The sequence below is a fragment of the Mesorhizobium sp. M0136 genome (assembly GCF_040322515.1).
In the GTDB taxonomy this organism is placed as follows: domain Bacteria; phylum Pseudomonadota; class Alphaproteobacteria; order Rhizobiales; family Rhizobiaceae; genus Mesorhizobium.
In genome coordinates, this window is record NZ_JAMYTP010000003.1 from 1 (window position 1) to 24,303 (window position 24,303).

Consider the following 24,303-nt stretch of genomic DNA (forward strand, 5'->3'; position numbering starts at 1 on the left):
TAACTACGCTCGTAAGGACGACCTTAAGAGCGCAGCCTCGCTACCATGCCATGCTCCCGCAAGGCGGCCTTCGCCGGAGGCGTACGGATGATCTTCGCCGGCTTGATACATTCGTCGTGCGGGACCTTGTCGCGGCACGACGCCCGCCATGACCGCCGCACCGTTCGCAGATCTCTGCCGCCAGCGGAACCGACCTGCCACGCAGCCGGTTAACCCGGCATGAAGCTTCCACCAACCCCAAGGGCGCACCATGAGCATTCTGCAAACCACGAAGAAAGCCGTCGAGCAAGTCACTGGTATCGCTAGACCGGACAGGCGAGAGGTTGCCGACCTGCTGAGGCCGCGCAAACCAAACGCGTTTCGGTTCAGCGATGACGGCCTGGTGCCCAACCATCCGTTCTGGCCGCTTGTCGTCTATCGCGGCGCTGTGAAGCTGCCCGAAGACTTCGATCCGGCGGCCGTCATGGAGGCGCTTTTCGAAGCAAATGGCTGGGGCGATAGCTGGCGCAACGGCATCTACGGTTACGTCCACTACCATTCGCGGATACACGAGGTGCTGGGCGTTGCGCGCGGCACGGCCAAGGTCCGGTTTGGCGGCAGCAAGGGACGAACGCTGTCGCTGAAGGCCGGCGACGTCGCGGTGCTGCCGGCCGGCACCGGGCACCAGCGTCTTTCCGCATCCGACGATTTTCTGGTCGTCGGCGCCTATCCTCCATCCGGCACCTATGACCTGTGTACGACCGCTGCCGATCATGACAGGGCGGTCGTCACGATCCCCAGGGTCGGCTGGCCGCGCAAGGACCCTGTCTACGGAAGCAAAGGCCCGTTGCTCGCAGCCTGGGAAAAAGGTTGAAGTCGTTCCTTTCGAAGGGGACTTGCGGGTCCGCTTCGGAGCTAACCGGACCCAACATGCGCCGCTCTACGCCGCCAGCACCGCCGCATCCAGCCCGCGGATGACCTTGGCCAGTTCGACGCATTCGTCGTGGCGCACCTTATTGCGCCGCCAAGCGAGGCAGATCGTGCGCTGCGGCATCGGCTCCTGGAACGGCACGATCTTCAGGTCGGGGATAGTGCTGGCCGGCCCTGCCGCCATTTCCGGGATGAGCGTGACGCCGAGCCCGTGCGCCACCATCTGCAAGAGCGTCGTCAGGCTGGTCGCGCCGTAGCTTGCCATCGCCACCGGCCGCACGCTGCCGCAGACGGCGAGCGCCTGTTCGCGCAGGCAATGGCCTTCCTCCAGCAGCATCAGCCTTTCCAGCGCGGGGCTTTCCGGCGGCACCGGCGGTGAGGCGAAGGCGGGGTCGCCGGCCGGCACGGCCAGGAAGAACCGGTCCGAGAAAAGTTCTTCGGTGACCAGGCCCGGGTAATCGAGGGGCAGTGCCGCGACGAAGGCGTCGAGCTTTCCCGAGTTGGTGTCGTCGACCAGCGACGCGGTCACCGCCTCGCGCAATTCGAGCTGCAATGCCGGGAAATGCCGTTTCAGCTCCGGCAGCACATGCGGCAGCAGATAGGGCGCCACCGTCGGGATGATGCCGAGGCGGAAGCGGCCTTCCAGCGCCGGGCGGCCGCGCCGGGCCGTCGCCTCGACGTCGCGGACGTCGGCAAGGATGCGCTCGATGCGCGGCAGCAAGCCCTGCGCCTCGTCCGTCATCCGCACCGCCTTGCCGCCGCGCTCGAACAGACGGCAATTGAGCCTCAGCTCCATCTCGGCGATCTGCGCGGACAGCGCCGGCTGGCTGACGCCGGCGAGCTTGGCGGCGCGGCCGAAATGCAGCGTCTGCGCCAGCGCCTCGAAATAATGCATCTGCCGGACGGTCAAACCGATCATAAGGAAAACCTATCAGAATAAACAGCAAAGGCAATTTGTCTTTATCGGCCGAGCAGGCTAGTCTGGAACCGTTCCAGGATGGCGCGGCTCGCTGGCCCTGCCCGGAAAATCAACAAAATCCCGGAAAATCAACAAATCGGAGGCAAAGATGGACGCGAAAACCGACGACAACAGCGCCGGCAAATGCCCGGTCCCACATGGATCGGCTAGGAGGAGCAACCGTGATTGGTGGCCAAACCAGCTCGACCTTGGCGTCCTCCACCAGCAGTCCAGCCTCTCGGATCCGATGGACGAGGACTTCGATTACGCAAAGGAATTCAAGAGCCTCGATCTCGATGCGGTGATCAGGGATCTGCACCAGGTGATGACCGATTCGCAGGATTGGTGGCCGGCCGATTTCGGCCATTACGGCCCGCTCTTCATCCGCATGGCCTGGCACAGCGCCGGCACCTATCGCATCGGCGACGGCCGTGGCGGCGCCGGCGCCGGCCAGCAGCGTTTCGCGCCGCTCAACAGCTGGCCGGACAACGCCAATCTCGACAAGGCGCGCCGGCTGCTGTGGCCGGTCAAGCAGAAATACGGCAGGAAGATCTCCTGGGCCGACCTGTTGATCCTCACCGGCAACGTCGCGCTGGAATCGATGGGCTTCAAGACGTTCGGCTTCGCCGGCGGCCGCGCCGATGTCTGGGAGCCCGAGCAGGACGTGGACTGGGGATCGGAAACCAAGTGGCTCGCCGACGAGCGCTATTCCGGCGACCGCGAACTTCACGGCCATCTCGGCGCCGTGCAGATGGGGCTGATCTACGTCAACCCGGAAGGGCCGAACGGCACGCCCGATCCATTGGCCGCGGCGCGCGACATCCGCGAAACCTTCGCTCGCATGGCCATGAACGACGAGGAAACCGTGGCGCTCATCGCCGGCGGTCACACCTTCGGCAAGACCCACGGCGCCGGTGATGCATCGCTGGTCGGCCCGGAGCCGGAAGGCGCCGGCATCGAGGCGCAGGGCCTCGGCTGGTCGAGCAAGCACGCCACCGGCATTGCCGGCGACGCCATCACCTCGGGCCTCGAGGTGACCTGGACCACGACGCCGACCAAATGGAGCAACAACTTCTTCGACAATCTGTTCAACTACGAATGGGAGCTGACCAAGAGCCCGGCCGGCGCCCATCAGTGGACCCCGAAGGGCGGCGCCGGTGCAGGCACCGTGCCGGACGCGCACGATCCGTCGAAGCGTCGCGCCCCGGCGATGCTGACCACCGACCTCGCTTTGCGCGTCGACCCGGCCTATGAGAAGATCTCGCGGCGCTTCCATCAGAATCCTGATCAGTTCGCCGATGCCTTCGCCCGCGCCTGGTTCAAGCTGACCCATCGCGACATGGGTCCGGCCGTCCGCTATCTCGGCCCGCTCGTGCCGAAGGAAGAGCTGATCTGGCAGGATCCGATACCGGCAGTCGACCACGAACTGGTCACCGAGCAGGATATCGCCTCGCTGAAGGCGAAGATCCTGGCCTCCGGCCTGTCCGTCTCAGAACTGGTCTCGACCGCCTGGGCCTCGGCCTCGACTTTCCGCGGCTCCGACAAGCGTGGCGGCGCCAACGGCGCCCGCATCCGCCTGGCGCCGCAGAAGGATTGGGAGGTCAACCAGCCGGCGCAACTGGCCAAGGTGCTCGAAAAGCTCGAAAGCATCCAGAGCGAGTTCAACGCAGCGCAGTTCGGCGGCAAGAAGATTTCGCTTGCCGACCTCATCGTTCTCGGCGGCGTAGCCGCGGTCGAGAAGGCGGCGAAAGACGGCGGCCATGACGTGGGGGTGCCGTTCACGCCAGGCCGCATGGACGCCTCGCAGGAACAGACGGATGTCCAGTCCTTCGCCGCGCTCGAGCCGAAAGTCGATGGCTTCCGCAATTATGTCAGGGGCAAGCCGCCGATGTCGGTCGAAGCGATGCTGGTCGATCGGGCGCAGCTGCTGACCTTGACGGCGCCGGAGATGACGGTGCTCGTTGGCGGGTTGCGGGTGCTCGGCGCCAACACCGGTCAGTCGAAGCACGGGGTGTTCACCGACAGGCCGGGCACGTTGACCAACGATTTCTTCGTCAACCTGCTCTCCATGAACACTGTCTGGGATCCGGCGGCCGGCTCCGATGAAGTCTACGAAGCGCGCGACCGCAAGACCAGGGCGGTCAAGTGGACCGGCACCCGCGCGGACCTGATCTTCGGCTCGCATGCGCAGCTGCGGGCGCTGGCCGAGGTCTACGGGTCGGCGGACGCCGGGCAGAAGTTCGTCAGGGATTTCGTCGCGGCGTGGACCAAGGTGATGAACGCCGACCGTTTTGACCTCGCGGCCTGATCCGGGCATACGAATTTCTCGACGCAACAAAAAAAGGCGCGGGCCTCGACCCGCGCCTTTTTCGTTGGGCTTCCGAAAAGTCAGTCCTTCTCGAAGATGCCGGCCTTGGCAACCACGCCGGCAATGGCGCCGCCGATCAGCGGCGCTACGATGAACAGCCACAGCTGGCCGATTGCCGCAGTTCCCGAAAACAGCGCCGGTCCGATCGAACGGGCCGGGTTGAGCGATGTGCCGGTCACCGGGATGATGGCGAAGTGCAGGCCGGCCAGCGTCAGGCCGATTACGAGGCCGGCGAAGGCCGTGGTGTGCTTGGCGTTGGTAACGCCGAGGATCACCGTGACAAAGGTGAAGGTGCCGATCAGCTCCCACAGCAAGGCCGAGCTGACGCCCCATTTCGTCACATCCCAGCCATTGGCGCCGAAGCCGCCGGTGTGGCCGCCCACCTGTCCGGAGACGATGATCCACAGTGCCAGCGACGCGATGATGGCGCCGATGACCTGCGCGATCCAATAGGGAATGACATCCCTGGCCGGCATCCGCCCGGCGAGGAACACACCGAGCGTCACCGCCGGATTGAGGTGCGCGCCCGAAATAGGGCCGATCGCATAGGCCGCCGCGATCAGGCCGATGCCGAACGCCAGACCGATACCTTCCTGGCCAAGCGGCAGCGCGCCGCCGAAGCCGCCCGTCACCACCGAAGCCGTGCCGATGAACACCAATAGAAACGTGCCTAGAACTTCCGCCAGATAAGTCTTCATTGCCCTCTCCTCGTATCGACCCGCGGCTCCGCCTTTTCTGCGACGCGAATCACCGCGCAAAGAGTATTCGCAACCGGAAAACTTGGAAAGCAGAGCAGTTTCGCAAGCCGCTATGCTTGCGAGCGCCAGACATGCACATTAGAGACTTGTAATGTATTAATGAATTGTTTGGTTACGCATGCCGGCGCCCGCTTGGTGGCGGCGGCTCGCGATGCACCAACCCACCCTCGTCACCCCTTGCATGGATTGTCTCGCCGTCGGGGAAACAGAACTGTTTCAATCAGGACACGAAAAGCTCTAAGAGCAGGGCCGGATTTTGTTTTGCTGAGTAATGGAAGACGACAATGAGACTGGGCGGGCGGCTGGCGGCAGCCATTGAAGTGCTTGACGACATTGGCCGGCGCCACCGGCCGGTGGCTGATGCGCTGAAGGACTGGGGCCTGTCGCACCGCTTCGCCGGTGGCGGCGACCGCGCCGCGATCGGCAACATCGTCTATGACGCGCTGCGCCGCAAGCGCTCGGCCGGCTGGCTGCTCGGCGAGGACACGCCGCGCGCCATCGGCTTCGGCGCGCTGCTGCTCGAATGGGGCCAGACGGCGCAGTCGCTGAACGAGGTGCTCGAGGGCGACAAGTTCGCGCCGCCGCTGCTTACCGCCGACGAACTGACAACGCTCGGCGGTCGCCGGCTCGCCGATGCGCCGCCGGCTGTCAGAGCAGATATCCCCGACTGGTGCATGCCGCTGTTCGAACGGGCGTTCAGCACGGCCTGGGTGGAAGAGGGTGCCGCGCTGGCGACACGCCCGCCGCTCGACCTCAGGGTCAATACGCTCAAGGCCGATCGCGGCAAGGTGCTGGCCGAGTTGGCGGAGACCGGCGCCAAGCCTGCGCGGATCGCGCCGCACGGCATCCGCATCCCGCCGATAGAAGGCGATGGCAGGCATCCGAACGTGCAGGCCGAACCGGCCTTCCAGAAAGGCTGGTTCGAGGTTCAGGACGAGGGTTCGCAGATTGCGGCCGAACTGGCCGGCGCCGAACCTGGAATGCAGGTGCTCGATTTTTGCGCCGGCGCCGGCGGCAAGACGCTGGCGCTGTCCGCGGCGATGGACAATCGCGGCCAGATCTTCGCCCACGACGCCGAGAAGGCCAGGCTGGCGCCGATCTTCGACCGCATCCGCCGCTCGGAAAACCGCAATGTGCAGATCGTCACCAGGCCGGCCGAACTCGCGCCGCTCGGCAGGCATATGGACATCGTCCTGATCGATGCGCCCTGCACCGGCAGCGGCACGTGGCGGCGCCGGCCGGATGCCAAATGGCGGCTGACACAGAGGCAACTCGACGCGCGCAAGGGCGAGCAGGAGACGATACTCGATGCCGCCAGCGACTTCGTCAAACCCGGCGGCCTGCTGGTCTACATCACCTGTTCGGTGTTCGACGAGGAAAATGGCGACCAGGTTTCGGCGTTCCGGGACCGCCATCCCGGTTTTGTCCCTGTCGATCACCGCCAGCTTTGGGACAGCCGTTTTGCGGGCCGCGAAGCGGCCATGCGGATAGGCGCTGCGGGCGGCATTTCGCTGTCACCGTTGCTGAGCGGCACCGACGGTTTCTATTTCTGTGCGCTGCGCCGCGCCGGCTGAGCCATTGCCATGGACACAGAGCCGGGGCCGAATGCTGCAGTGCAGCATTTGCGATTGCCTGCCGCCCACCCCTCTGCGATAAATGACTTTGCAATAAGATTTGCCGAGAAATGAAGGGCGACGGCCATGGCAGCAAAGATCGTTCCTGCTCCCGATTATGAGGACCGCGTCAGGACGTCCTTTGCGCGCCAGAACGCGATGATGACGATTGGCGCCGAGCTGACGCTGGTGACGCCCGGCATCATCGAGATCGAAATGCCCTATTCGGCGGCTCTGACGCAGCAGCACGGCTTTCTCCATGCTGGCGTCATTTCGACGGCTCTCGACTCGGCCTGCGGCTATGCGGCATTCTCGCTGATGCCGGAAAATTCCGGCGTGCTGACCATCGAGTTCAAGGTCAATCTGCTGGCGCCGGGCCGGGGCGAGCGTTTCCTGTTCCGCGGCTCGGTGACCAAGCCCGGCCGCACCATTATCGTCGCCGATGGCCAGGCCTATGCGTTCGCCGTCGATGGCGAGGCCAAGCTGGTTGCCACAATGACCGGAACGATGATGACAGTGCTCGGCCGCGACGGCATCGAGGGGTGAGGAGCGGTCCGCGCAGCGGACGAAATGCCCCTAAATGGGCTTTTCGAGCGACGAACGCCCGGAGCCATAGCGAAGGGCCGGGGGTCGGTGAGGGCACGTCGCCCTTCTTACCTTCCGGCTCCGATGGTAGGGCCAGAAAGGAGTAGATCGTCGTGACCGGTAAAGTGTCTCGCCTGTCCGGCAAGTCCGTTCTCTTCGTCATGGCGGCCGAGGCCGAATACGGTCCACACCTGCAGCGGCTGTTCACGCCGCTGATGACAGGCGTCGGACCGGTCGAGGCCGGCGTCGGACTTACCGCCGAACTGTCCCGGCTGAAGACCGAAAAGGCGCTGCCCGATCTCGTCGTATCGCTCGGGTCGGCGGGCAGCCGGACGCTGGAGCAGACCGAAATCTACCAGGCCGTTTCAGTCGCCTACCGCGACATGGACGCCTCGCCCCTGGGGTTCGAGAAGGGCGCCACGCCGTTCCTCGATCTGCCTGTCAGCGTGCCGCTGCCGTTCAGAGTTCCTGGCATCAGGCAAGCGACGCTGTCGACCGGTGCGGCAATCGTCACCGGCTCCGCCTACGACGCGATCGCGGCCGACATGGTCGATATGGAGACCTTCGCCTGCCTGCGCGCCTGCCAACTGTTCGACGTGCCGCTTATCGGCCTGCGCGGCATTTCCGACGGGGCAGCCGATCTGAGGCATGTCGGCGACTGGACCGAATATCTGCACGTCATCGACGAGAAGCTGGCCGCGGCGGTGCAACTGCTGGAACAGGCGATCGCTTCCGGGGCGATCGAGTTTGATCTGTCGCGTGAAGATGCGGAATCGGAATGAGAGAGAGGCCTCGCAACCCATTGCGCCGACTCGTTTCTTTCTCTAAACGCTCGCCATGAAAACAGCCAATCATCCCGACACCGTCCTGATTGTCGATTTCGGCAGCCAGTTTACCCAGCTGATCGCCCGCCGCATCCGCGAGGCCGGCGTCTTTTCCGAGATCGTGCCCTTTCAGTCGGCCGAGGCGGCGTTCAAGCGCATCAATCCGAAGGCGGTGATCCTGTCCGGCGGCCCGGCCTCGACCGCCGACATCGGCAGTCCGCGCGCGCCGCAGATCGTCTTCGACGCCGGCGTGCCGGTGCTCGGCATCTGCTATGGCCAGATGGCGATGTGCGTGCAGATGGGCGGCGTCGCCGAAAGCTCCGATCACCGCGAATTCGGCCGCGCCTTCGTCGAGATCGCCAAGGACAGCCCGTTGTTCGAGGGCCTGTGGGCGCCCGGCCAGCGCCACCAGGTGTGGATGAGCCACGGCGACCGCGTCATCTCCCTGCCCAAGGGGTTCGAGGTCCTCGGAAAATCGGAGGGCTCGCCCTTCGCCATCTTCGGCAATGTCGAACGCAAGATGTACGGCCTCATGTTCCACCCCGAAGTGGTGCATACGCCGGACGGCGCCAGGCTGCTCCAAAACTTCGTCCACAACATCGCCGGTATTGAGGGCGACTGGACGATGCGCGCTTACCGCGAGCACGCGGTCGAGACGATCCGCAAGCAGGTCGGCAAGGGCAAGGTGATCTGCGCGCTTTCAGGCGGCGTCGATTCCTCTGTCGCAGCACTCCTGATCCACGAGGCGGTCGGCGACCAGCTTACCTGCATCCTCGTCGACCACGGGCTGATGCGCAAGGACGAGGCATCAGGCGTGGTGGAGATGTTTCGCCAGCATTACAATCTGCCGCTGATCCTGGTCGACGCTGCGGACCGTTTCATCGGCGCGCTCGAGGGCGAGTCGGACCCCGAGAAGAAGCGCAAGACCATCGGGCGGCTGTTCATCGAGGTGTTCGAGGAGGAGGCCGAGAAGCTCGGCGGCGCCGATTTCCTGGCGCAAGGCACCCTCTATCCCGACGTCATCGAAAGCGTCTCGTTCAGCGGCGGCCCGTCGGTGACGATCAAGTCGCACCATAATGTCGGCGGCTTGCCCGAACGCATGAACATGCAGCTGGTCGAGCCGCTGCGCGAATTGTTCAAGGACGAGGTGAGGGCGCTCGGCAAGGAGCTCGGCCTGCCCGACAGCTTCATCGGCCGGCATCCGTTCCCCGGTCCCGGTCTTGCCATCCGCTGCCCGGGCGGCATCACCCGCGAAAAGCTGGAGATCCTGCGCGAGGCCGACGCCATCTATCTCGACGAGATCCGCAAGGCCGGCCTCTACGACGCCATCTGGCAGGCTTTCGCCGTGCTGCTGCCGGTGCAGACCGTCGGCGTGATGGGCGACGGCCGCACCTACGAGTTCGTCTGCGCGCTGCGCGCCGTCACCTCGGTCGACGGCATGACAGCGGATTTCTACCACTACGACATGGCCTTCCTCGGTGCCGCCGCTACGCGCATCATCAACGAAGTGCGCGGCATCAACCGCGTCGTCTACGACGTGACGAGCAAGCCCCCAGGTACAATCGAGTGGGAGTGACGAGGAGTACTGCGGAGTAGAAGAGGATAGAGCAGCATGTTTAAAGCGATGTTGGCTCGGCGATAATAGTCAATAGTCCCAGCCCCCGGCCACCCGGCGACGGCATAGACGAAGCATCTGGCCGATCGGCGAATGTCTGGAACGAACGTCCCACAGAGAAGGGTGGAGCAGCCTAGCCTTGCTGGGTTTGACACCTGGGGTCCGCGGCAACTGCCACCGGCGAGGCGTTGCATCTGGAGGCCACGTATCCTTTCGCTGGGTTCATCCGTCTTAGCTGTTCATGGGCGCGGTCATCCTTGGCATCGCCCTCCTGGACGAATTGGAGCGTGACAAATGAACAGCAAGCAGAGCCTAGCGAACAAGATACACTACGAAACGCTCGCGGAGGCTTTCCGCAGCGGTCGAGAATCGCCACAGGAAGCATCCGAGTGGTCCGTTTTGACGGCAGAACCGGGCGGCGTCGATTACGTCGAGACGAACGTCGGCGACAAGACCGCGCTGTGGGTTCAGCCAAAAACGGCAGCCAAAGACCGGGTCATGCTTTACCTGCACGGCGGTGGCTATGTCGGCGGATCGATCTGGACCCATCGCAAGATGGTCGGACACCTTGCTAAGGCGATCGGCTGTTACGCTCTGCTCGCTACGTACGACTACGTTTTCCAGAGCAAGTTTCCGCGCCAAATCGAGCAGGCCGTGACCGCGTTCGAATGGCTCGCCGAGCAGGGTGTCGCGCCGAAGCACACCATAGCTGCAGGCGATTCCGCTGGTGCTGGCCTGATCGTTGCGGCGGCGATGAAACTCCGTGATGCGGGACGGCCGCTGCCGGCCGCGATCCTCAGCATCTCTGGCTGGTATGATCTGTCGGCGAGCGGGCACTCCTACGAAAGCAACCGCGAGAAGGACGCCTTCTTCCAGAAGGCGGTCGTGGATATGCTGGTATCGCAAGTCCTTGCAGGGACCGATCCCCGGCATCCACTCGCCAGCCCGATCTTTGCCGATCTGAAGGGCCTGCCGCCGATCTATCTGCAAGTGGGCGGAGACGAAACCCTGCTCGACGACAGCCGAGCGCTCGCCGACCGCGCGAAAGCCGCCGGCGTCGAGGTGCGCATAGACGTATTTCCGGGGATGCTGCACTCGTTCCAGATGATGGCCGGCCGCGCTCCCGAAGCCGACGACGCGATCGCGCGGTTGGCACAATGGGTTCGCCCCAAGCTTGGTCTGGCCGCAACCACGGAAACACGCGCGGAAGGTCAGGAGGTCGCATGACTGGCAAATTGAAGCCCAGATGTGGCAGCTGAAGGACATGCCCGAGCGACCGACCGGCCTGTTCGATGCGCGATATCGCGCCTTCCTCGAGACGGTGTCAGGCGTCCGCGCCCAACTGCATCGCTACTGCGCCCGCATGACGGCCTCACGCCTCGACGGTGAGGATCTCGTGCAGGAGACGCTGTTCGAGGCCTATACGAACATTGAGACCCTCGACGATGCCCGCCGGCTGAAGCCCTGGCTGTTTCGCATCGCTCACAATCGCTGCATCGACTTTCTGAGGCGACGCGATGTGCGCGAGCGCGCGGAGCACGCCTATTCGGACGACATCGGCGTTGTCTCTGCAGAGCCGGCAGCGACCGATGCACGCCGCGCCATAGAACGGCTGGTTGGCCGCTTGCCGCCCAAGGAGCGCGCCTGCATCCTCCTGAAGGACGTGTTCGATTATTCGCTGGAAGAGACCGCAGAACTCGTGGACTCGACGGTTGGGGGCGTCAAATCCGCGCTCTCCCGCGGACGGGCGAAGCTCGCCGACTTGCCCCCTGAACCTGCCGGTGAACCGAACCGTCCGCTTGATCCCGACACCGCGCGGCTCTTGCAGCGCTATGTTGACCTCTTCAACCGCCATGACTGGGATGGCGTGCGGAGCCTCACCAGCGCCGATGCTCGGTTGCGGGTCGCCGACTGCTTCGACGGCCTGCTTAGAAGTTCTGCTTATTTCGTCGAATACGAGCGAAACCCGGAGACGTGGACCATGGAGTTGGGGGCGATAGACGGAGAGCCTGTCCTGATCGTGCTCTTCCAGCGAGGCGACCGGTGGCAGGTCGCGTGGCCGGTTCGTGTCCATGTCGCCGGTCGCGTCATCGATCGCATCGAAGATTATTATGCCTGTCCATGGATGTTGGAAAACGCCGCGGAATCCGACCTGAAACTCATGACTGGGCCAGCCATTTTGGGAAGAGCATAAGGCGACGATTTCTCACTTCTGGCCTGGCGGAGTTACGATGGTGCGTCCTCAACGAAAAATCGTGGCGTGCCTCGGATCGAGCAGCACGGCGGGCAAGGGCCAGGCATTCGATTGGATGGCGGAGCTCCGCCGGCGGCCGGGCAACGGGCAATTTGAGTTCCGGAATTTTGGCGTCGGCGGCGACTTGGCCTACAACGCTCTGCAGCGGTTGCCGGATGTGCTCGCCTGTCGTCCCGACAAGGTCATCGTCTGGGTCGGCGGGAATGATGTTCTCACGCTCGTGTCACGCAAAGTGCGGCGGTTCTTTACGTTTTGGAAGCGTCTGCCCCGCACGCCTTCGCCCGATTGGTTCCACGAGGATCTGGCCGAGATAGCACGCAGGCTGAAGCGCGAGACGGCGGCGGACATCGGCCTTTGCTCGCTCCCTCCGATAGGAGAAGCGCCGGATTCGGACGACCCGTTCCAGAGCGAGCTCAACCGGCGGATCAAAGAATATTCTGCGATCGTGGCGGCCATCGCGCACGAGGAACGCTGCGGCTATGTCCCCCTCCATGAGGCACTCACCGAGGCGGTTCGCGCCTCGCCTGGCCGGGCCTACACGGCGTTCAACTTTCTTCCATTCTATCGCGATGCTTTTCGCGTACTGGTGCTGCGGCAGAGCCCGGACGATGTCGCACGCCGAAATGGCTGGCAGTTTCACACCGACGGCGTGCACTTGAACAGCCGCGCAGGGCGGATCGTGGCGGAACGCATGCAGAAGTTCATTGACGCCTGAACCTGTGCGGCCGTGTCCGATTGTGCAGCTGTCTGAATTGTCTTATCGCGCAGGCTGTCGGCATTTTTCACAGGTTCGGCCCAACTGATCTCGCGTAGTGACGGTACTTCTCTCGCTCACGCCAAACTACGCTATGGGCTCGATGAGACGAGAAATCGACCGATTCATGCCGGTAGTCGCTGGAACCGACTAGATTTCGACCATCGAAGTTCCCCTGCAAATTTTTGACGGATCGCGGAGTCGATCTTTTGGCGAAGGGCGAAAAGCTTTGTGCTTCTGAAACAGCACATTACAATACGTCGCGAGGATCGAGTGGGAGGGCCGCTCGGAGCTTTTGGCGGTGCTTTTCGTATCCGACAGAGCATTCTAAAAAGTACCGTCATTCGTTCTTAGGGTTTGACGGTACTTTCTGTGTGTCAACGCTTTGAAATATAACGGAAATTGCCCGTAGCATGACATTTTCCGCGCTGACGGTACTTTAGTTATCAAAATACATAGTTCAGCTGTGGCTGCAGTACCGATCGATGTTCCGGACCCGATCGCATATCGTCGGATGGCACGGTCGCATCACCTATCAAATGTTGTCCCGACTGCTGCCGGATCTGCGATGGAGAGAAGCGTCGACCGCATCCAGCCGGGAGCTTGGACCGCGGTAGATGCGAGCGTCTTTTAATCGTTTGAGAGAAAGATGAGGTGCCGCGATCTGTGCAAGGTCGGCTGCGCGCGCCGGCCCAATATGACGAAGCGCCTGGACGACGGTCCCGGCCAAGCTGCCCGGAGCAATCAAATGCTTATCCGGCCGCGTGGTCGTTGCCACCGTGCGCGGCGATGAACATGGCGACGGCCGACCGGCAATAGGATTCGATTTCGTTGTCGTCCTCTGCTCTCGCCTCATCGAAGCGTGCGACAATCAGGAGATCAGATCCTTTGAAAAGCGCGGCAAACAAGCGGGCGGACCGGAGAGGATCGGGCACGTTCAGAACCGCCTTCGCGTGCAACTGACGCAACAGGGCCTCGATTTGGGCGATGACATGGGCGGGGCCGGCTTCGTAATGGAGCTTGCTTAACGACTTTTGATTCGTCTTGTCGGCCATGATCATGGCTTCGACACTGCGGACGTCCGGGCTCAACAGCGTGCGAAGCAGGGATGATCCCACCGCCATGAGCTGATCTTCGGCCGAACCGTCGACGCCTTCAAAAAGGGCCTGTGGTGCAAACTGATGGCAGCGGGTCGCGATGGCCGCGCTGAACAGCGCCTCCTTGTTCTCGAAGTGCCGATAGATGCTGAGCTTGGATATCTTCGCCCGCTGGGCGACCTTGTCCAATGTCGTCGCTTGAAAACCCAATTCCACAAAGAGTTCGCACGCGGCGTCGGCTATCGTTTGGCCAAGCGCCTCGTTGGCGGGCCGGCCGCGCCGGCCCTGGCTGTTTTCGGTCACGACAATTCCAGTACTTGACAGTATCCTAATTCTTGCATTACGATACCATGTAGTATCTGAAATGTGCAAGCCAATGGGTAGGTTTCAACCTGTCCCCCAAATCAAGTTTCCCCGGGCCGCCCGGCGATATCGAATGCGGCATTGTCCGGCCGGTCAACACAGTGATGGGCGACTTGCTCGTCGATGCCGAAGCCCTGCTCGCTGCCCGTCTCGAGCGCGTATCGCTGGACGATATTTTGCGCCAGGCCCAGCCCAACCCCCTCCATCCACAACACGGAGTTTATCACCATGGATGACGTCATCATCATCGGCGGCAGCTTTGCCGGTCTCGCCGGCGCCCTGCAGCTCGGCCGTGCCCGCCGCAAGGCCACCGTTCTCGATACCGGCCTGCCGCGCAATCGCTTCGCCGGCCACTCGCATGGCCTGCTCGGTCACGATCACAAGCCACCGCTGGACATCCTGGCAGAGGCGCGACAGCAGCTGGCGCGTTATCCCACGATCAGGCTGGTCAGTGCCCGTGCCGACAGCGTCTCCGGCGCCATCGACGATTTCTCCGTCCTCACTGGCGATGGCGAAAGCCTTGCGGCGCGCCGCCTGATCCTGAGCTATGGCGTCGCCGACCAGATGCCTGATGTTCGGGGCTTTGCCGAAGGCTGGGGCACGTCCATCGTGCCCTGTCCCTATTGCGACGGCTTTGAAGTCGCCGGCCAGCATTGGGGCCTTGTCTGGTCCGGCCCGCAGTCGCACAATTATGTCAGGCTGTACCACGATTGGACCGACACGTTGACGCTCTTCGCCGATGGTCACGACATTCCACCCGATATCCGGGCCGATCTGGCGCGCCGCAACATACCTGTCGTCGACGGCCGGATCACCGAGATCGCCCATCACGGGGGCCATATCGCCACCGTCAATCTCGATACTGGCCGCAATGTCGCGGTCGACATCCTGTTCGCCCATCCGCGCAACAAGCCGTCCGCAAGCCTGCATGAATCACTGGGCCTCGCCACGGTCGATACGCCCCTCGGCATCGCCCTCAAGGTCGACGAGCGCCGCGAAACCAGCATTCCCGGCATCTACGCCGCCGGCGACCTCGCCAACCCCCTCATGGCCTCGGTCACCACGGCATCATCGCACGGCGCGATGGCGGGCATCTTCGCCCAGCAGTCGATGCTGGTTTGAGAGCACAGATTCCCTTCTCCGGTTGCCGCGGGCCATCACATTATGAAGGTTGCGGGCCGGTGTCACGGAACGCGGGGCCCCTCTCCCCTGAGGGGCGTCTTTGGCCGGTCAGCCGTCTCGAAGGGGCAGTTGAGCAAAACGATTCCTAGGCCCGGTCCGCAAACGGTCCCAAAAGACCCACAGGCTTTCCCCCAGGTTATTCAACCTCCCCCGGCCCCCTCCGGGAAGAAGTTCAGCAAGCGAGGGCGCGGCATTGAACCTTGAACCGTGCTGTCGCGCCCTCGGAGCGGGTGGGTCTTGAGGTGTCCAGTTTATGCTGCCGGGAGTGTCCAGTTTGCACTGCCAGCGGTATCCAGTTCACCTACAAAACGGAGAGGGGATGGCGCCTGGATGACGCTGCCGCGGCGGGTCGCGTTGTGGCGCGCTGTGCTATGAAAGTTAGTGACGGGTACTTTCTTCGTTCGCTGTGAAACCACCTGAGTTGCCCAAAGTGGGTCCGGAAAGGCGATCGACTTCGATAGATGCCGAAACCGCACAAAAAATTTTCGTGCTATTTTTCCCTCGGAAATCAAGACTGTAACGTTTTGACGGCCCATAGGTCGGCTTCTTGCGCGGCAACGAATAAAAATCTAGCTATATCAATGGCCTAACTAGATTTGGAACAATCGAGTGGGAGTGAGGAGAGAGTAGCGGGATACGATAGGTTAGCGTGTCGAATTCGATGCGACCTTGTCTCTGCCATAGCAGTCGATAGGTCTCGCATCATGGTTTGTAGCACATAGTGACTTCAATTCTATTCCGGTCCGCGCTTCCCACGTCAGCGCACTTTCACGTCGCGTGTTCGCTTGTTATCGATGTGAACTGGATTTTTGTTGGCAGCGTCCGATCCGCTCTTTACGTGATCGATAAAGGCTCGCAGTTTCGGCATCATTTGATGGCGGCTGGGATAGTAGAGAAACACGCCCGGCGCCATCGGCGCGAACCGCTCCAGAACGCGCACGAGTTTTCCGGCTTTCACTGGCCCAACTGAGATCGGCGCAGGCACTTGCGCGAGCCCCATGCCCTCCACTGCCGCGCCAAGTACGGTGGGAAAGTCGTGGGCGACGAGCGGTCCCGAGATGAGCGCCTCGACCGGCTTGTTGCCGTTGACAAAGGACCAAGGCGCGATCGACCCGTTCGAACGGCGCATGCGCAGGCAGGCATGCTCACGCAGATCTTCGATACGCTCCGGCCGCCCCTGCCGGCGTAGATACTCGGGGCTGCCCACGACGACGAGCGGAAACGGCGGCGTGAGCCGCACCGCGATCATGTCCGCTGCGATGAACTGACCGAGCCGGATGCCTGCGTCAAATCCTCCGGCCGCGATATCGACCAGTTCCTCACTCGCGGCGATCTCCACCTCGACCTCAGGATTGGCTTGGCAGAAGGATGCGATCAGCGGCTCCAGCAGGATCGGCACCACCGCGCGCGGTACCGAGAGACGCAATAGTCCAGCCGGCCGCTGCCCGAGGTCACGCGCGGCCTCGCTTGCAGCGACGAGCTCCTCGAAGGCGGGCTTTGCGCGCGACAAGAAACGTTCGCCGGCCTCGGTCAGACCGACGCTGCGTGTTGTGCGGATGAAGAGTGCTGCGCCGACGCGCGCCTCGAGCGCGCGTACCGCCTGGCTGATCGCCGATGGAGTCACCCCGAGTTCCGCGGCTGCTCTGCTAAAGCTGCGGTGCTGAGCAACGCTCAGGAAGGCCTCGACGCCGTCGAGCGCGCCTTGCCTCACGGTGAAGTTCTGCTTCATGGCCCATCAATATTATCGCGGATAGTCGCTTACCGGAAGCGATCCTAGATTTGATGGGCAAATCCTGAATGGAGATTTCCCGATGGCCGAGCCGTCACCCACCCAATCCCAGACCTCCACCGCAACGACCACTGGCGTGTTTGCCCTGTTGACGGCAAAGCCCGGCGTGAAGCGCGAGCAGGTTATGGCCGCTATACCCGCTGAGATACGCGCGACGGTCCAACTCTATCTTGAAGGCAAAATCCGCGAATGGCACTCGCGGGACGACGGCAGAGGCGCCGTCTTCCTTCTGAACGTCAAAGACGTGGCGGAAGCGAGTTCGATCATGGAGGCCCTGCCGCTCGCTCAAGAGAATCTGATGGATCACGAGTACATTCCCGTCGGTCCGCTGATGCCATTGCGCCTGCTATTGGGAGCCAGTCAGCCAAGCAATAACTCGGCAGACGGTGAACCCAGCGTTTAGTGCATGAATCTCGGCGCTGGGGCGAAGTCTCATGGAAGGCCAGCTCGGCATTCTGACTCCGGTGTTCGAGGCCGCGTCAATCAACATCTGATTTGAGAAAGCATATGGAAGGACCGCTGATGCCCGTCGCCGCTGTTCCCGCTGGTATCGTGTTCCGAATGTGGTGAACAGCGCAGGCGCCGGCGCTTATCCCGATGTGCTGACCCCGGCTTTCATGGTGCCATGCTCGATCCTGCTGCACACGCTGTCACTGCGCCAGTTGATCCGGCGCAGCCGGGCGGAAACGGCGCGGCATTCTGATAGCGGTGCTTGAGGCGGCATGAATCAAGGCGCGATAGGAGATTTCATGTCACCGGCAACGATCTTCGACATTCAACTTGTTCTGGGCTACGTGCCGTGGCTCATCTGCTTCGGTGTGTATTTCTGGCCCAGGCTCAAGCCGATGGACCGCGTTGAGGCGCAGCGCGCCATCGCGATCCTGCACGCTTTCCGCTTTTTTGGGCTGGTCTTTATCCTTCCGGGCGTTGTCGGCCCCGATCTGCCCGCTGGCTTTGCAGAGTTCGCCGCATATGGCGACTTCGCAACAGGACTGCTGGCCATCCTGGCGCTTCTCACGATCAGGGCGCGCTTCTTCTTCTGGCCACTCGTGCTTGCTTACAACATTGTGGGGATAGTCGATCTCTTCGTCGATTATTATCACGGCACCGTGTTCAATCTTGCGGCGCTTTCGGGACAGTTGGCCGCCACTTATGTAATCCCGATTGTCTATGTGCCCTTGCTCATGATCACACACTTCGCCGCGCTCTATCTGCTAGTGCGTCCGCAGTCCAATCCGGCTCCGGCCCACGGCAGCGATTCGGCCGTTGTTGACGGTATTCCGGCAGCTGAGCAAACGATGCTTCGCCAAGGCGCAAATCGAAATTCGATCGATCGATGCCGGTAGTCTCTGAAACCGAGCAAGTTTCGACTTGGCGAATTTTTCCTTTATATTCAAGATCGAAAATGTCTGACGAAGGGGCGAATGCATCGAATTTTTCGCCGCCTGCGCGATGCCAGCTTTGCAATCAGCATGGCGGTCAGGCTTCTGGCGCTACCACCGTTCCGACTGAGCGGCCGAACTATCCTCGACGAGGACATTTGATTGCGGCCCACCGCGCACGTCGGCCTCAGAATGCGTTTCCGAATGCGGTAGTGCTCCAGCGTAGAATGGCGCGCAAAAAGGTGGTTGAGGCGGACGCGCACGACGAGACCACCTCGGTTGGTCGTGTTGCCAATGAGGTTGATGATGGTCTCGTAGGTCCGCAGAGGGCGGCGACGACCTCGTCGGGGTTCTCTTCCGCGTAGTGAAGAGCCAAGCGGCCGACCGCGAGATCGACGACTTCATGACCGTCCCACGCGCGCGCCCAGGGTGATAAGAAGCTCGTCCAGTTGCTCGAACGTCTCGACCATTGCATCCGCCGCCCCGGTGCCGGCAGCCTCGAGAACTTCCTTCGAGGGATAGAGCTCGTGCAGGACCAGCAGCGTCTTGCCACCTTTTTCCTCGAAGGTCACCGTGGTCACGGGCCCACCCTCACCATCTTCCTCATTGGTCCAGACGAGGCGCGAGTGCGCTGTCACTTCGAGGTACGTGCCGAAGAACGCCATAGCATCGGGTTCGAACTCGAGACGGTACTTGCCCCCGACACGAACATCCATTTCGCAGGAACGCAGGAGCATGCCCATCGACTTCGGCACCCACCACTGCTGGAACAGCTCGGGCTTGGTCCACGCCTCGAACACGATGCGCGCCGGGGCGTCAAAGGTTCGCGTAACGACTAGCTCACGCTCGGACTTCCGTTCCACCGTCGTGCGGTTCTTCATGGGGGTAGGCTCACTCTCACTTCCTGCGTCCATCGACCTTCTCCTTCTGTTTCAGTTCCTCGATAACCTTATCCAACTCGTCGAAGCGTGCGTCCCAGAGCTGGTTGTACCTCTCGATCCATGCCGCCTCTTCCTCTAGTCGGCGCAGGCCGAGCTTGCAGGTCCGCACGCGTCCGACCTTCTCCGTGGTCACGAGCCCCGCCTGCTCCAAGACGCCGACATGCTTTTTCATGCCCGTGAGGGTCATGTGGAACTTCTCGGCAAGGTCCGTGATCGAAGCGTCTGCACGTCCGAGATGCTCCAGAACGCCGCGTCGGGTGGCGTCCGAGAGCGCGGCGAACGAGGCATCGAAGCGGATCCGAGCATACTGAACCATGTGGTTCAGTATGTAACACACGGATTAGCGGCATTCAAGGGGAGACCGAGCGCGCTCTGCGTTCGTTCTCCATTGAGTGTAGAAAAAATTGCGCCGTTAGATCAGTGCGTTGCCATACTCAAGAAACAATCGAGTGGGAGTGAGGGGCGTGCTGTGGAGTAAAGTAGGATAGGATATCGCGCTGTAGGCGATACCAGCACAGCAAAAGTAGCCGAGAGTTCTCAATTCGCGATGACTGGGATCAGCCGGCATTAGCGTCGGCTCCGATGATACAAACCCTCGACTGCAGAGGTCACGTTCCGAGGGTTTGTATCAAATCCGGCTGTGCCTGGTGTGGGGCGGTCGCGACCAGCATTCCTTGTCGAGCGCCTTCGACTATGGCTAGTTCCGCGATGCCTTCTTTGGTTTCGCGGCCAAGTCCGGGACGCTTCGTGAAAGAGATCGCCGATGTCGTGTCGCCCTAACGCAGCAATAACCGAGCACAGCGCACCGCACCCGGCCAGAGTTCTTTGGAGCTGCCCTTGTCGCCGTGGGCGGGACTCTCGCCACGGTCAATCAGAAGGCATATGCAATGACAACAACATCTCAAGCTAGTCGTTATTCGCGCGGTCTTGAAATCTTACGGCAGATTGGCGGAGAGAATTTCGACGCGCCGATTAATAGTCTTGCCGAGACATCCGTCGACCTTTCTCGTTTCACCGTAGAATACCCATACGGAGACGTTCTATCGCGGCCAGGTCTCGACCTCCCATTGCGTCAGCTGTGCACTATTTCAATGCTGCTTGCCGACGGAAGCGCCCAGCCGCAGTTGAAGTTTCATATGGCGGGCTTCCTCAACGCCGGCGGCGAGCCGAAGGCGCTCATCGAACTCATGTTTATATCTGTAGCGCTCCTCGGCTTCCCGCCAACGGTAAATGCGATCGGCTTTATTCGTGCGGTGTTCGCTGAGCGCAAGCTCGCTTTTGAACCCATCGAGCCCTTCGCGGGCGATGGATCGACACGCCGACAGGCCGGGTTGGAGGCGCTCGACCGGCTCTCTGGAGGCGATGTGCAGGCATATTTCGATGGCTTTGCTGCCGGTTCGTCTGACCTCGCGCAACTCTCCATCGAGTTCGCCTTTGGTGAAATGCTGGCGCGCGACGGCCTCGACCAAAAAGCCAAACTGTTAGCAATCATCTCGATGCTTGCTGCCAGCGGCAATCGTGCGGCGGCGCTCCGTCTTCATCTCGCCGGCGCGCTTGCCCATGGCGTGACGCGAGAGGAAATCATCGAGGTGCTGATCCAGCTCAGCGTCTATCGGGGTTTTCCGGCAGCGCTCAACGCCTTCGCCGTCGCCAAGGATATCTTCGCTGCCGGGTCGCCAACGATTGCGGCAAACGTGCCCCCACCCGCCGTGGTCGCGAGCCGCGCAGACCGGTTGGAACGCGGGCGTGCTACGCTTGCAAAAACGTCCGGTTCATCGGGCGATGCCGTGGTCCGCAGTTTCGATGATGTCGCACCTGATCTCGGTCGAATGATCGTCGAGCATTCTTATGGTGAGGTGTTTTCGCGGAGCGGAATCGACATGAAGTCTCGGGAACTCAGCGCCTGCGCTGCTCTGGCAGCCGTTGGTTCTGCCACGACAGAGATTCCGCTTCGCGTGCACATCAACGCCGCGTTGAACGTTGGCGCGACGCGGGAAGAAATCCTGGAAACGCTCGTAAACCTCACTCCTTACAGCGGCTATCCCGCGACACAGCAGGCGGTTCGTATCGCAGCCGAGGAATTCTCTAAGCGTGGTTAGTCCCAAAAGGGCAGATCACCTCAGGGGTTTTCAAAACGGCAGACGACGGCCGATAACGGTGGAGCGGACGTAGGAGAGGCCGTCGCGAAACGGTCTCTCTCGCCCATGCGCTTTACTGCTGACGGTCTTTTATCAGGCGCTATGCCGAATGTGCGCGTGCCTGCGAAGCGAAAAATCGACTAATTGATGTCGATAGTCACTCCTTCTTGAACAAATCCTGGAAGATAAGCTGGCCCCAAGTACGGCCGCGTGCGTGCACCAGCGCGCCACCCTCGTTGAGCTTTCCCAGCTTGACGGGTGCGAACCCGAGTTGTTTGGCCAAGGCCGCCACGGGAGCGGTCGCGTCCTCGTCGTCGCTCGACAGAAAGACGACCCGGTGGCCGCCCTCGACGATCGGATCGGCAGCCAGGGTGGCCGCAATCAGGTGATTGAACCCTTTCACGAACTTGGCGCCGGTGAACGCCTTCGCGACGAAAGCGGAGGACGGGAGACCGTCCAGCTCTTCAGGGACCGGAAAGAGGTTCATCGCGTCGATGACCGTCTTGCCTTCCCAGCTCGGCAGGGCTTTCGCAACCTCGCGGTGCTCCCCGAACGGGACCGCCAGGATGATCGTGTCGGCCTCGAGTGCATCCCGCAACGACTTGGTGACGATCGTGGGTCCAATCGCCCGAGCCTGCGGCGCCAACGCCTCGGGCGGACGGCGGCTCGCGACGGTCACGTCGATGTTTTTACGGGCAAAGGCGTGGGCGAGGGCCTGGCCTATCTTACCGAATCCTACAATTGCGTAGCTCATAATCTTCTCCGATTTGTGTTGGTATTGATTCCCCGGCCTTCAACGGCGCTGGGTTAGCGCGTCAGAGTTGCGCAAGACCGCCGTCAACGGCGACCTCGCTGGCAGTCATGAAGCTGCTGTCCGACGACGCGAGAAAGGCCGCCGCCGCCCCGATCTCCGCCGGATCGGCCATGCGCTGGAGCGGAGTCATCGAGGCGAAGACCTTCTGGCCCTCCTCGCCCAGCGCTTCCTTCGCTAGCTCGGTCGCAGTGGCCCCGGGCGACAGCACGTTTACCCGGATGCCGGTGCCCTTTAGGTCCTCCGCCCAGGTCCGCGCGAGGTTGCGCACTGCCGCCTTGCTCGCGCTGTAGGCGCTCATCCCCGGGGCGCCAGTGGTGCCAGCGCTCGATCCGGTCAGGATTATCGAACCGCCCTCGCTCATCAGCGGCAGCGCCTTCTGGATCGTGAAGATCGTACCCTTCACATTGGTGTCGAAGGTTTCGTCAATGTGCTCGGCGGTGATCTCGCCGAGCCGAAGTTGGCTTCCCGCCCCGGCATTGGCAAAGACGATGTCGAGGGTTCCACGCTCGGCCTTCACCGCAGCGTAAAGTCGGTCGAGGTCGGTCAGATCGGAGACCGAGCCCTTCACCGCGCGGGCATTGGGCCCGAGGTCGGCCACAGCGGCGTCGAGCGCTTCCTGCCGGCGGCCGAAGATGAAAACGAAGGCGCCCTCCTCGATGAAGCGCTTTGCTGCGGCGCGGCCGATGCCGGTAGCGCCGCCGGTGATGACTGCAACCTTCCCTTCAAGCTTTCCCATGACTTATCCTTCCAGGCCTTCGCCTTTGGTTGTGCGGGGACACCCCCGAGAACCTCGAAATGGGTCCGCCGGCGTCAGTTGTTGAGTGCGGAAGCGCGCACATCGGTGGTGCGAAATCGATCCGGCCGGACGACTGGCGCTATGACCGGTGTCCGCCGTTCGGAATTGGGCCGCGCTCGCCGACATAGGCTATGATCGCCGCCCGTATTGCTGTTCGATGTGTTAGATACGGGCTTTGGAAGGCGCACCCCGCGGTGCGGGATTGCACCATGATCGACTGGGACGACGTTCGCTACTTTCTTGCCGTCGCGCGGGGAGGCTCGGTCCGGGCTGCCGCCGAGCGCCTCGGGGTTAACCACACCACAGTGCTGCGGCGCCTTGCCCAACTGGAGGAGCGGCTGGGGACGCAGATGTTCGAGAAGCTGCCCTCGGGCTACCGCCTGACGGCTGCGGGCGAGGAGGTCCTCGAGTTCGCGGAGCAGATGGAGGCGTCGTCGAACCGGCTGGAGACGCGAATCTTCGGGCGCGACCAGGGCGTACGCGGACTCTTGCGGGTGACGCTGGCACCGCCCCTCGCGACACACCTGCTCATGCCGGACTTCGCCGATTTCGCGCGTCTGCATCCGGACATCGAGATGGAAATCTTGTCGTCCGGCGAGCTGGCAAATCTGACCAACCGAGAGGCCGATGTCGCGATCCGCGTCGTTTACGACCGCAAAACCCTGCCGCTCAATCTTCACGGCCTGAAGGGACCGGAGCTGTTCGGCGGCGTCTACATGTCTCGCGATCGACTAACCGCATGGCGTGCGGGTTCGTCTGATCCCATCCGGTGGATCGTCATAAGCATTCATGGCATCCCGGACTGGGCCCGCGAGGGTGAGGTTCGCACCACGGGGGTTCCGTTCAGGACCACGGACGGCGAGGCGCAGATCGTTGCAGTACGGCAAGGGCTGGGGATGACGACACTGCCGTGCTTCGTCGGGGATGCCGACCCCCTCCTGGTGAGGGTGCCGGGCGCCGACCTGCACATGCATGGAACGCTCTGGCTTCTCACACACGGCGAAACGCGTAAGACCAAGCGCGTGCGGCTCTTCACGGAGTTCGTATCCCGCAGGCTCGCCGCGTACGCGCCGCTTCTCGCGGGGCTGTCCATATCGCGCGACTGACGTCCGGCAGGTAGTCGATGGCGCGGTCTCAAGCGTACCGCAGCCCGATGTAAATCT

The 24,303-nt window shown here is 62.4% G+C and carries 24 protein-coding genes and 1 pseudogene; 15 read left to right on the top strand and 10 right to left on the bottom strand.

Annotated features, from left to right (window positions below):
• Positions 1 to 250: 250 nt before the first annotated feature.
• Complete coding sequence (locus NKJ35_RS03720) at positions 251 to 853, top strand: cupin domain-containing protein (protein ID WP_352645058.1); 603 nt, start codon at positions 251 to 253, stop codon at positions 851 to 853.
• A gap of 66 nt (positions 854 to 919) precedes the next feature.
• Here the strand turns inward: NKJ35_RS03720 and NKJ35_RS03725 are convergent, their stop codons facing one another.
• The gene (locus NKJ35_RS03725; protein WP_352645060.1) at positions 920 to 1,828 is read right to left on the bottom strand and encodes a hydrogen peroxide-inducible genes activator; all 909 of its coding nucleotides are present in this window, start codon (positions 1,826 to 1,828) and stop codon (positions 920 to 922) included.
• 148 nt (positions 1,829 to 1,976) lie between these two features.
• On the opposite strand from NKJ35_RS03725, the gene katG reads away from it, so the two are divergent.
• Positions 1,977 to 4,175, top strand: coding sequence for a catalase/peroxidase HPI (gene katG, locus NKJ35_RS03730; RefSeq protein WP_352645062.1), 2,199 nt, complete (start codon positions 1,977 to 1,979; stop codon positions 4,173 to 4,175).
• 80 nt (positions 4,176 to 4,255) lie between these two features.
• Here the strand turns inward: katG and NKJ35_RS03735 are convergent, their stop codons facing one another.
• On the bottom strand, positions 4,256 to 4,933 hold the full coding sequence (locus tag NKJ35_RS03735; RefSeq protein ID WP_254819333.1) for an MIP/aquaporin family protein: 678 nt from the start codon (positions 4,931 to 4,933) through the stop codon (positions 4,256 to 4,258).
• 344 nt (positions 4,934 to 5,277) lie between these two features.
• Between NKJ35_RS03735 and NKJ35_RS03740 the strand changes: the two genes are divergently transcribed.
• The 7 genes from NKJ35_RS03740 to NKJ35_RS03770 all read left to right on the top strand — a co-directional run bounded on the left by NKJ35_RS03740 (position 5,278) and on the right by NKJ35_RS03770 (position 12,599).
• Entirely contained in the window at positions 5,278 to 6,567 is a 1,290-nt protein-coding gene (locus NKJ35_RS03740; protein WP_352645064.1) for an RsmB/NOP family class I SAM-dependent RNA methyltransferase, read from the top strand.
• A 126-nt stretch (positions 6,568 to 6,693) separates the two neighbouring features.
• The gene (locus NKJ35_RS03745; protein WP_352645066.1) at positions 6,694 to 7,152 is read left to right on the top strand and encodes a PaaI family thioesterase; all 459 of its coding nucleotides are present in this window, start codon (positions 6,694 to 6,696) and stop codon (positions 7,150 to 7,152) included.
• 152 nt (positions 7,153 to 7,304) lie between these two features.
• Positions 7,305 to 7,973 (top strand): 5'-methylthioadenosine/S-adenosylhomocysteine nucleosidase, encoded by a 669-nt coding sequence (locus tag NKJ35_RS03750; protein WP_352645068.1) that lies wholly within the window; start codon positions 7,305 to 7,307, stop codon positions 7,971 to 7,973.
• 55 nt (positions 7,974 to 8,028) lie between these two features.
• Complete coding sequence (gene guaA / locus NKJ35_RS03755; RefSeq protein WP_352645070.1) at positions 8,029 to 9,591, top strand: glutamine-hydrolyzing GMP synthase; 1,563 nt, start codon at positions 8,029 to 8,031, stop codon at positions 9,589 to 9,591.
• Between the two features lie 333 nt (positions 9,592 to 9,924).
• Complete coding sequence (locus tag NKJ35_RS03760; protein ID WP_352645071.1) at positions 9,925 to 10,857, top strand: alpha/beta hydrolase; 933 nt, start codon at positions 9,925 to 9,927, stop codon at positions 10,855 to 10,857.
• A 19-nt stretch (positions 10,858 to 10,876) separates the two neighbouring features.
• Positions 10,877 to 11,824 carry a sigma-70 family RNA polymerase sigma factor gene (locus tag NKJ35_RS03765; RefSeq protein ID WP_352645073.1) on the top strand — a complete coding sequence of 316 codons (948 nt, stop codon included), beginning with the start codon at positions 10,877 to 10,879 and terminating at the stop codon, positions 11,822 to 11,824.
• Between the two features lie 37 nt (positions 11,825 to 11,861).
• Positions 11,862 to 12,599 (top strand): SGNH/GDSL hydrolase family protein, encoded by a 738-nt coding sequence (locus tag NKJ35_RS03770; protein ID WP_352645075.1) that lies wholly within the window; start codon positions 11,862 to 11,864, stop codon positions 12,597 to 12,599.
• Between the two features lie 567 nt (positions 12,600 to 13,166).
• Here the strand turns inward: NKJ35_RS03770 and NKJ35_RS03775 are convergent.
• From NKJ35_RS03775 to NKJ35_RS03785, 3 genes and pseudogenes are all read right to left on the bottom strand, one after another.
• Positions 13,167 to 13,392: pseudogene (locus NKJ35_RS03775) on the bottom strand (hypothetical protein); the annotation flags it as partial.
• Positions 13,391 to 14,038 (bottom strand): TetR/AcrR family transcriptional regulator, encoded by a 648-nt coding sequence (locus NKJ35_RS03780; protein ID WP_352645077.1) that lies wholly within the window; start codon positions 14,036 to 14,038, stop codon positions 13,391 to 13,393. The gene NKJ35_RS03780 and the pseudogene NKJ35_RS03775, both read right to left, overlap by 2 nt.
• A 101-nt stretch (positions 14,039 to 14,139) precedes the next feature.
• Positions 14,140 to 14,328 (bottom strand): hypothetical protein, encoded by a 189-nt coding sequence (locus tag NKJ35_RS03785; RefSeq protein ID WP_352645079.1) that lies wholly within the window; start codon positions 14,326 to 14,328, stop codon positions 14,140 to 14,142.
• On the opposite strand from NKJ35_RS03785, the gene NKJ35_RS03790 reads away from it, so the two are divergent.
• Entirely contained in the window at positions 14,327 to 15,220 is an 894-nt protein-coding gene (locus tag NKJ35_RS03790; protein ID WP_352645081.1) for an NAD(P)/FAD-dependent oxidoreductase, read from the top strand. The two genes, NKJ35_RS03785 and NKJ35_RS03790, sit on opposite strands and share 2 nt — an antisense overlap.
• Before the next feature lie 817 nt (positions 15,221 to 16,037).
• Here the strand turns inward: NKJ35_RS03790 and NKJ35_RS03795 are convergent.
• Positions 16,038 to 17,009, bottom strand: coding sequence for a LysR family transcriptional regulator (locus NKJ35_RS03795; protein WP_352645083.1), 972 nt, complete (start codon positions 17,007 to 17,009; stop codon positions 16,038 to 16,040).
• An 82-nt stretch (positions 17,010 to 17,091) separates the two neighbouring features.
• On the opposite strand from NKJ35_RS03795, the gene NKJ35_RS03800 reads away from it, so the two are divergent.
• The 3 genes from NKJ35_RS03800 to NKJ35_RS03810 all read left to right on the top strand — a co-directional run bounded on the left by NKJ35_RS03800 (position 17,092) and on the right by NKJ35_RS03810 (position 18,415).
• A complete protein-coding gene (locus NKJ35_RS03800) occupies positions 17,092 to 17,472 on the top strand; it encodes a hypothetical protein (RefSeq protein ID WP_352645085.1) in 381 nt (126 codons plus the stop codon).
• A 163-nt stretch (positions 17,473 to 17,635) separates the two neighbouring features.
• Complete coding sequence (locus NKJ35_RS03805) at positions 17,636 to 17,785, top strand: hypothetical protein (protein ID WP_352645087.1); 150 nt, start codon at positions 17,636 to 17,638, stop codon at positions 17,783 to 17,785.
• A gap of 33 nt (positions 17,786 to 17,818) precedes the next feature.
• Positions 17,819 to 18,415, top strand: a complete 597-nt coding sequence (locus NKJ35_RS03810) for a DUF8737 domain-containing protein (protein WP_352645089.1) — start codon at positions 17,819 to 17,821, stop codon at positions 18,413 to 18,415.
• Positions 18,416 to 18,852: 437 nt separating this feature from the next.
• Here the strand turns inward: NKJ35_RS03810 and NKJ35_RS03815 are convergent, their stop codons facing one another.
• Together NKJ35_RS03815 and NKJ35_RS03820 are read right to left on the bottom strand one after the other, a co-directional pair.
• A complete protein-coding gene (locus NKJ35_RS03815) occupies positions 18,853 to 19,332 on the bottom strand; it encodes an SRPBCC family protein (RefSeq protein ID WP_352645091.1) in 480 nt (159 codons plus the stop codon).
• A gap of 16 nt (positions 19,333 to 19,348) precedes the next feature.
• On the bottom strand, positions 19,349 to 19,708 hold the full coding sequence (locus NKJ35_RS03820; protein ID WP_352645093.1) for an ArsR/SmtB family transcription factor: 360 nt from the start codon (positions 19,706 to 19,708) through the stop codon (positions 19,349 to 19,351).
• 571 nt (positions 19,709 to 20,279) lie between these two features.
• On the opposite strand from NKJ35_RS03820, the gene NKJ35_RS03825 reads away from it, so the two are divergent.
• The gene (locus NKJ35_RS03825; protein WP_352645094.1) at positions 20,280 to 21,491 is read left to right on the top strand and encodes a carboxymuconolactone decarboxylase family protein; all 1,212 of its coding nucleotides are present in this window, start codon (positions 20,280 to 20,282) and stop codon (positions 21,489 to 21,491) included.
• A 196-nt stretch (positions 21,492 to 21,687) separates the two neighbouring features.
• Here the strand turns inward: NKJ35_RS03825 and NKJ35_RS03830 are convergent, their stop codons facing one another.
• Positions 21,688 to 22,284 carry an NADPH-dependent F420 reductase gene (locus NKJ35_RS03830; RefSeq protein ID WP_352645096.1) on the bottom strand — a complete coding sequence of 199 codons (597 nt, stop codon included), beginning with the start codon at positions 22,282 to 22,284 and terminating at the stop codon, positions 21,688 to 21,690.
• 61 nt (positions 22,285 to 22,345) lie between these two features.
• Positions 22,346 to 23,080: an SDR family NAD(P)-dependent oxidoreductase gene (locus NKJ35_RS03835; RefSeq protein WP_352473458.1), complete on the bottom strand. Its 735-nt coding sequence runs from the start codon at positions 23,078 to 23,080 to the stop codon at positions 22,346 to 22,348.
• Positions 23,081 to 23,349: 269 nt separating this feature from the next.
• On the opposite strand from NKJ35_RS03835, the gene NKJ35_RS03840 reads away from it, so the two are divergent.
• Positions 23,350 to 24,246 carry a LysR family transcriptional regulator gene (locus NKJ35_RS03840; RefSeq protein WP_352645098.1) on the top strand — a complete coding sequence of 299 codons (897 nt, stop codon included), beginning with the start codon at positions 23,350 to 23,352 and terminating at the stop codon, positions 24,244 to 24,246.
• Positions 24,247 to 24,303 lie beyond the last annotated feature (57 nt).

Coding starts and splice junctions, on each gene's coding strand:
- NKJ35_RS03810 (WP_352645089.1), top strand. CDS start 17,819: ATGTCACCGGCAACGATCTTCGACATTCAACTTGTTCTGGGCTACGTG.
- NKJ35_RS03790 (WP_352645081.1), top strand. CDS start 14,327: ATGGATGACGTCATCATCATCGGCGGCAGCTTTGCCGGTCTCGCCGGC.
- NKJ35_RS03760 (WP_352645071.1), top strand. CDS start 9,925: ATGAACAGCAAGCAGAGCCTAGCGAACAAGATACACTACGAAACGCTC.
- NKJ35_RS03765 (WP_352645073.1), top strand. CDS start 10,877: ATGTGGCAGCTGAAGGACATGCCCGAGCGACCGACCGGCCTGTTCGAT.
- NKJ35_RS03770 (WP_352645075.1), top strand. CDS start 11,862: ATGGTGCGTCCTCAACGAAAAATCGTGGCGTGCCTCGGATCGAGCAGC.
- NKJ35_RS03785 (WP_352645079.1), bottom strand. CDS start 14,328: ATGGTGATAAACTCCGTGTTGTGGATGGAGGGGGTTGGGCTGGGCCTG.
- NKJ35_RS03830 (WP_352645096.1), bottom strand. CDS start 22,284: ATGAGCTACGCAATTGTAGGATTCGGTAAGATAGGCCAGGCCCTCGCC.
- NKJ35_RS03820 (WP_352645093.1), bottom strand. CDS start 19,708: ATGGTTCAGTATGCTCGGATCCGCTTCGATGCCTCGTTCGCCGCGCTC.
- NKJ35_RS03720 (WP_352645058.1), top strand. CDS start 251: ATGAGCATTCTGCAAACCACGAAGAAAGCCGTCGAGCAAGTCACTGGT.
- NKJ35_RS03735 (WP_254819333.1), bottom strand. CDS start 4,933: ATGAAGACTTATCTGGCGGAAGTTCTAGGCACGTTTCTATTGGTGTTC.
- NKJ35_RS03740 (WP_352645064.1), top strand. CDS start 5,278: ATGAGACTGGGCGGGCGGCTGGCGGCAGCCATTGAAGTGCTTGACGAC.
- NKJ35_RS03725 (WP_352645060.1), bottom strand. CDS start 1,828: ATGATCGGTTTGACCGTCCGGCAGATGCATTATTTCGAGGCGCTGGCG.
- NKJ35_RS03795 (WP_352645083.1), bottom strand. CDS start 17,009: ATGAAGCAGAACTTCACCGTGAGGCAAGGCGCGCTCGACGGCGTCGAG.
- NKJ35_RS03840 (WP_352645098.1), top strand. CDS start 23,350: ATGATCGACTGGGACGACGTTCGCTACTTTCTTGCCGTCGCGCGGGGA.
- guaA (WP_352645070.1), top strand. CDS start 8,029: ATGAAAACAGCCAATCATCCCGACACCGTCCTGATTGTCGATTTCGGC.
- katG (WP_352645062.1), top strand. CDS start 1,977: ATGGACGCGAAAACCGACGACAACAGCGCCGGCAAATGCCCGGTCCCA.
- NKJ35_RS03825 (WP_352645094.1), top strand. CDS start 20,280: ATGACAACAACATCTCAAGCTAGTCGTTATTCGCGCGGTCTTGAAATC.
- NKJ35_RS03800 (WP_352645085.1), top strand. CDS start 17,092: ATGGCCGAGCCGTCACCCACCCAATCCCAGACCTCCACCGCAACGACC.
- NKJ35_RS03745 (WP_352645066.1), top strand. CDS start 6,694: ATGGCAGCAAAGATCGTTCCTGCTCCCGATTATGAGGACCGCGTCAGG.
- NKJ35_RS03835 (WP_352473458.1), bottom strand. CDS start 23,080: ATGGGAAAGCTTGAAGGGAAGGTTGCAGTCATCACCGGCGGCGCTACC.
- NKJ35_RS03815 (WP_352645091.1), bottom strand. CDS start 19,332: ATGAAGAACCGCACGACGGTGGAACGGAAGTCCGAGCGTGAGCTAGTC.